Below are 4,828 nucleotides of genomic sequence, written 5' to 3'. Positions count from 1 at the left end.
CGGCTCTATGGACGTGCAAAACGTGGTGAGCGATTGTACGACTCTTGCCCCCGGAATCGAGGAAAAAACATCTCGTTAATTGGGGCGTTGAGTATGGATGGACTAATTGCCACTATGAGTATTCCTGGCAGCGTCAATACCGATGTATTCTTAACCTACATTCGAGAGATTCTGACACCTCAATTGTGGGTGGGAGCGGCTGTAGTCATGGATAATCTACCAGTACATCAAGCCCTGGTAATTCGAGAAGCTATTGAAGCTGTTGGTGCGCGGCTTGTCTTTTTACCTCCCTATTCGCCTGATTTGTCTCCTATCGAATTGTGTTGGTCAAAACTCAAACAGTGTTTACGTACTGCAAAAGCCCGTACTTGTGAGCAACTTAACCAAGTATTAACACAGATTGTGACTGAGCATATTTCCTCCGATGATGCTTGCGGCTGGTTTGCTCATTGTGGTCTATTCATTTGAAAACTGCTGTAAGAATGATTCCGAGTTTTTTTTAAATTCAGATACCAATTTCTCTTCTTGCTTATGGCTTTGAGGGCGAAGCACTTTTAGTTTTGCCCCTAATCGATATCGAACCCAGGCATAAACCGTTGCATACTCTATATCTTGTCCATGTTCTTCTTTTAACCACTCAACTATTGCACCATAGCTACTAAAGCCTTTTCCTGTTTTTAACTCCTCTAAGAGTGCTGCGATCGCAGCATCATCGATTTTCCGTTTTGCTCCTGGCGCCTTTTTGATTTCTAATAAGCCTGATATTCCATCAGTTCTATACTTGTGCAACCATCTGGTGACCGTTGAAGTATCTTTTGCCAAGCGTCTTCCGATTTCTTGCTGCTCCTTAACTTGCCCGCTTTTTATCCACCACAGCATAATAAGCTTTTCTTTCTGGTTTCCTAAATTCGCTGTTTGTAGACGTTTTTTAAGTTCTTCTTCGCTCTCTGCGATTTCAATCTTAAAAGGGCGGCTCACGGTTATTTTTATTTATCAAATTTGTTTTCTCCATTATATGCAGCTTCATATTAAATTGGTATAGAGAGTTACTGTTAAAGTAAGTGGTCTACAAAAATCAGCATTGTATTAGTTGAAAGTCGCTATATTTTGAGGAATTAAAATTTTTGTCTATAGCCGCCAAAAACGCGTCACTGAGAGCTTTTTAGCCGTCTATATCCCAAAAATTAGCGCCGTTAAACTATAGACAGCGTAGACAATCTGTCTACAAAATAGGAGTGAGATATTAGACCTCTTGCAAAAGTCATAGATGTCTGAGACAAGTAAGTGAGAGTGAGGTAGCATCTATGACTTACAAACAGGTAAAGAGCCTAAACCCACTTACACCTTTATACTTAGTCTCAACAGACAATCTTTGTGCGTAAGTTGTGTTATTTAACTAAGTCTTTGACCTTATTTATAATACTCACTGGGTCGATGCCTTGATGTGGATACTGTTCCCATAAACCGCCGCAACCTTCCTTATGAGTGCCAAGATGAGCGTATTTGGGAGTAAACCCGCGCTCTAACAGCCAGGAACCAAAACGGCTACCTAATCCGGTTCGCCGATTGAATGCTTCTACTACAAGGACAAAAGGAGCTTTACCGACTTTTGCGATCACTTCTTCATCAATAGCATTCAAGGTTGGTTTATTAATCAAACCTACATCCAACCCTTCCTGTTTGAGCCGTTCCACTGCATCAACGGCACGGTACAGAGCATCGCCAAAACTAATGATATAGCCTTGTGTTCCTTCTCGAATGACCTCATCTTTACCAGGGGTAAATTTATAGTCACCAGCAAAGAAGTCGTTACCATTACTGTCAAGAATATTCGGCACTTTAGAACGAGTGGAGAAAATAAACCGCAGTCCCGGCTCAAAGAACACAGCGTCTACACAAGCTTTCATCTGATTACTATCTGCGGGAAAGAACAGCTGTGTTGCTTGGCCATCATCCAAGCCGTTGTCAGCAAACATGTTGTTTATACCGAAGTGGCAGGTGTTATCTGCCATGTCATCGATACCTGCGTGGGAAAAGTGGCAAAGAACATTTGAGTAGTTTAGCCGTGCCATCGTAATTTCTGAGATGCACATTTCTAAGAAAGCGCTGAAAGTTGCAAAAATTCCTTGCTTTCCTTCCTCCATGCCAAACCCAGCAGCAGCAGAGAAGTTACCCCGTTCCATAATTCCAGAGGAAATGAAAACTTCCGGGTATGTATCGTGAATTTTCTTGAGTCCGCAGGAACCTTCCAAGTCACTATCGATAACTTTGACGCTTTGTTTGCGTTCTGCTTCACTCATCCGGCTTAAGACATCAACCACTGCTTCACCAAATACATTGCGATTAGCGCCCCATTTATCACCAGAACCAACAAAAGTATAGCTTTGCTTGGGTTTTTGAATGTTTTTTAGACATTCGACAGCAGCTGTATGTCCGCGTGATTCCAGATATTTTATCGCCAAGTCTACTGGAATGACATCGTGACCGTGAGTGGAGCCTTCTAACCCTTCAATACCAGGACACATGGGGCGTTTGTTGACCAGAGCGATCGGCCCAGGAGTATTTACTGCTTCGCAAAGGCGACGATATAAATCGTCTAAGTCTTCCCCGTCTCCTTCTAGTATCTTTAATCCGTGACCTTCTAAAGTTTTAGCGACTGTAAAACCGGGTAGATATTTGGATGGATGTCCGGCAATGGTGACATCGTTATCATCAATAATTAACTTGACATTGAGATGTTGAGCAACAGCCAAGCGGGCGGCTTCCGCGTCGTTGCCTTCTTGCTGCGAGCCATCAGAACCAAGACAGAAAACGACCTTGCCAGGATTTGCTAAGACCACACCATTAACGTAAGGCCATATATGCCCCAGTCGTCCAGTACTAAACTTCACACCAGGAGTTAATTTTAGTTCGGGATGTCCTGGTAAGGCAAAGTGTGCCTCACGATAGTGTAGAAGTTGGTCGGCTTCTAACTCACCATCTAGGGTTGCCATCAAGTACTGGGTTGCGGCTCTATGTCCTGCTTCATCGAAGAAAATCGGCACAAATTTATCGGCTGCTCCCCGAAAAAATGCATCGAGAATCATCACCTCTGGTACTGTGTCGTAAGGGCCACCAGTGTGACCGCCTACTCCTCTAGCAGCACCAGTGGCAGTAAACAAAACGATCGCATCGCGGCACAGTTGAATGTTTGCTTTAAGGATTTCTCTTTGCTCGTCTGTGAGAGTTGGATTTGCCGGATTGAGAGCCAGAGGTTTATAAGCACCGAGATTAATGGGAAATTGCGTATTAGTAACTGTCATGTTTTATGCCTTTTATTTGAAATGTGGATTGATAATTATCGACAACCTTCGTGAGCGATCGGGCGAATCAAATGTGTTTTTGCTTAAATTATTCCATCCTTTTGATTAGCGAGTGGTCTACGAGGAATCATGTAGCTTAGAGACTTCCGTTACTACAAGGGATCGGCTAAAATCATTGAACTCTCCTTATGCACGAATATGCTTGAATTTATTTAAACCCAAGGAAAAATATGCAACGATCCGCATAGCTATAAGTATAAACTCACAAACGTGCAATTTCAAGGGCAAATATGCAATTTCATGAAAAACCTTCAATGCTAACCGCAGAGCGGCGACAATTCATCTTAGAAATTCTGCGTCGTGATAAAAAGGTGCTGTCATCGGAACTCAGTGCTGTGCTAAAGGTTTCTGAGGATACGATTCGTCGGGATTTGCGGGAATTAGCCGAATCTGGTTTTTTGCAACGCGTTCATGGTGGAGCGCTTTTGACTTCTCCGGCGATCGCCAGTTATGCAGATCGGCAAAAACAAGCACCAAAAGAAAAAGAAGCGATCGCCCGTGCGGCTGCAAAATTAATTTGTACGGGGCAAGTGGTAATTTTAAATGGCGGTACGACAACTCTCCAAGTAGCCCATCATTTACCCTTAGATTTACAAGCGACAATCGTCACAAATAGTCCTCCAATCGCCGTTGCGTTAGCAGAGCATCCCCACATCCAAGTTGTGATGTTGGGCGGACAACTCTACAAAAAAGCTTTAGTAAACGTCGGTGCAGCTACAATTGAGGCATTACGGATGATTCGTGCAGATTTGTGCATGTTGGGTGTATGTAGTCTGCATCCAGAAGTTGGTATTAGTGTGCCGAATTTAGAAGAAGCCCATGTTAAACGAGCAATGATTGCTGGAGCAGCGGAAGTAGTTGGATTAGCGACAGCAGAGAAGTTAGACACAGCTGCTCCTTATGTAGTCGAGTCGATTCATGCATTAACTTATCTGGTAACTGCACCAACTGTATCTAACAAGATGCTAACTGCTTATAAAGCTTTGGGTTTAACCATTGTCCAGGATGAATCCAGTGATAGTACTTATTAACAAGAATTATTCGGACATGATATCAGTACCTAAACGTCGGCGTAGCCCGCCGCAGGTATCGCTCTGATTGTGTTACAAAAAGCAGGGATTGTCTGGTAGAAATGCGGTTGTGCTAATATCCCTCTTATGTGATTTTCCTGAAGGGGTGACAAAGGGGCTGAAACAAAGCAAATAAAAGAGCGTGACCGTTTTGAGGTAAAAAAAGATAGGTCAGGTATTCTCAACAAGACCTATCAAATGATAATGTTACCTAAATTCTACCAAACTTGCTTTGAAAATGTACTGACACCTACGCAGTACAAGATGCTAGAAATCTTGCTGATGCTATTGCAATTTCATAAAACTGTGACAATTGAGAAGCTAGCAACAGTATTTCCGCAACCCATAAGATTTGAAAGTCGGCGAAGGAGTATTCAAAGATTTTTACTACTACCC

At 42.9% G+C, this 4,828-nt stretch carries 4 protein-coding genes; 2 read left to right on the top strand and 2 right to left on the bottom strand.

Annotation, left to right across the window (positions count from 1 at the left end; translation table 11 throughout):
- Window positions 1-468, top strand: a 468-nt coding sequence (locus FCR06_RS31955; RefSeq protein WP_138506905.1) for a transposase, incomplete at its 5' end; no start/stop codon positions are given.
- Here FCR06_RS31955 and FCR06_RS31950 read toward each other — a convergent pair.
- Window positions 457-978 carry a helix-turn-helix domain-containing protein gene (locus FCR06_RS31950; protein WP_138506903.1) on the bottom strand — a complete coding sequence of 174 codons (522 nt, stop codon included), beginning with the start codon at window positions 976-978 and terminating at the stop codon, window positions 457-459. The genes FCR06_RS31955 and FCR06_RS31950 overlap by 12 nt on opposite strands.
- A 410-nt stretch (window positions 979-1,388) precedes the next feature.
- On the bottom strand, window positions 1,389-3,302 hold the full coding sequence (locus FCR06_RS31945; RefSeq protein ID WP_138506901.1) for a transketolase C-terminal domain-containing protein: 1,914 nt from the start codon (window positions 3,300-3,302) through the stop codon (window positions 1,389-1,391).
- A 290-nt stretch (window positions 3,303-3,592) separates the two neighbouring features.
- Here FCR06_RS31945 and FCR06_RS31940 point away from each other — a divergent pair, with 290 nt between their 5' ends.
- On the top strand, window positions 3,593-4,393 hold the full coding sequence (locus tag FCR06_RS31940; protein ID WP_223280401.1) for a DeoR/GlpR family DNA-binding transcription regulator: 801 nt from the start codon (window positions 3,593-3,595) through the stop codon (window positions 4,391-4,393).
- The last annotated feature ends 435 nt before the right edge of the window (window positions 4,394-4,828 follow it).

Source organism: Nostoc sp. PA-18-2419 (genome assembly GCF_005869855.1).
Classification (GTDB): domain Bacteria; phylum Cyanobacteriota; class Cyanobacteriia; order Cyanobacteriales; family Nostocaceae; genus Nostoc.
Note: the sequence above shows the minus strand (reverse complement) of the source record. Positions and strands in the feature narration are given on the sequence as shown.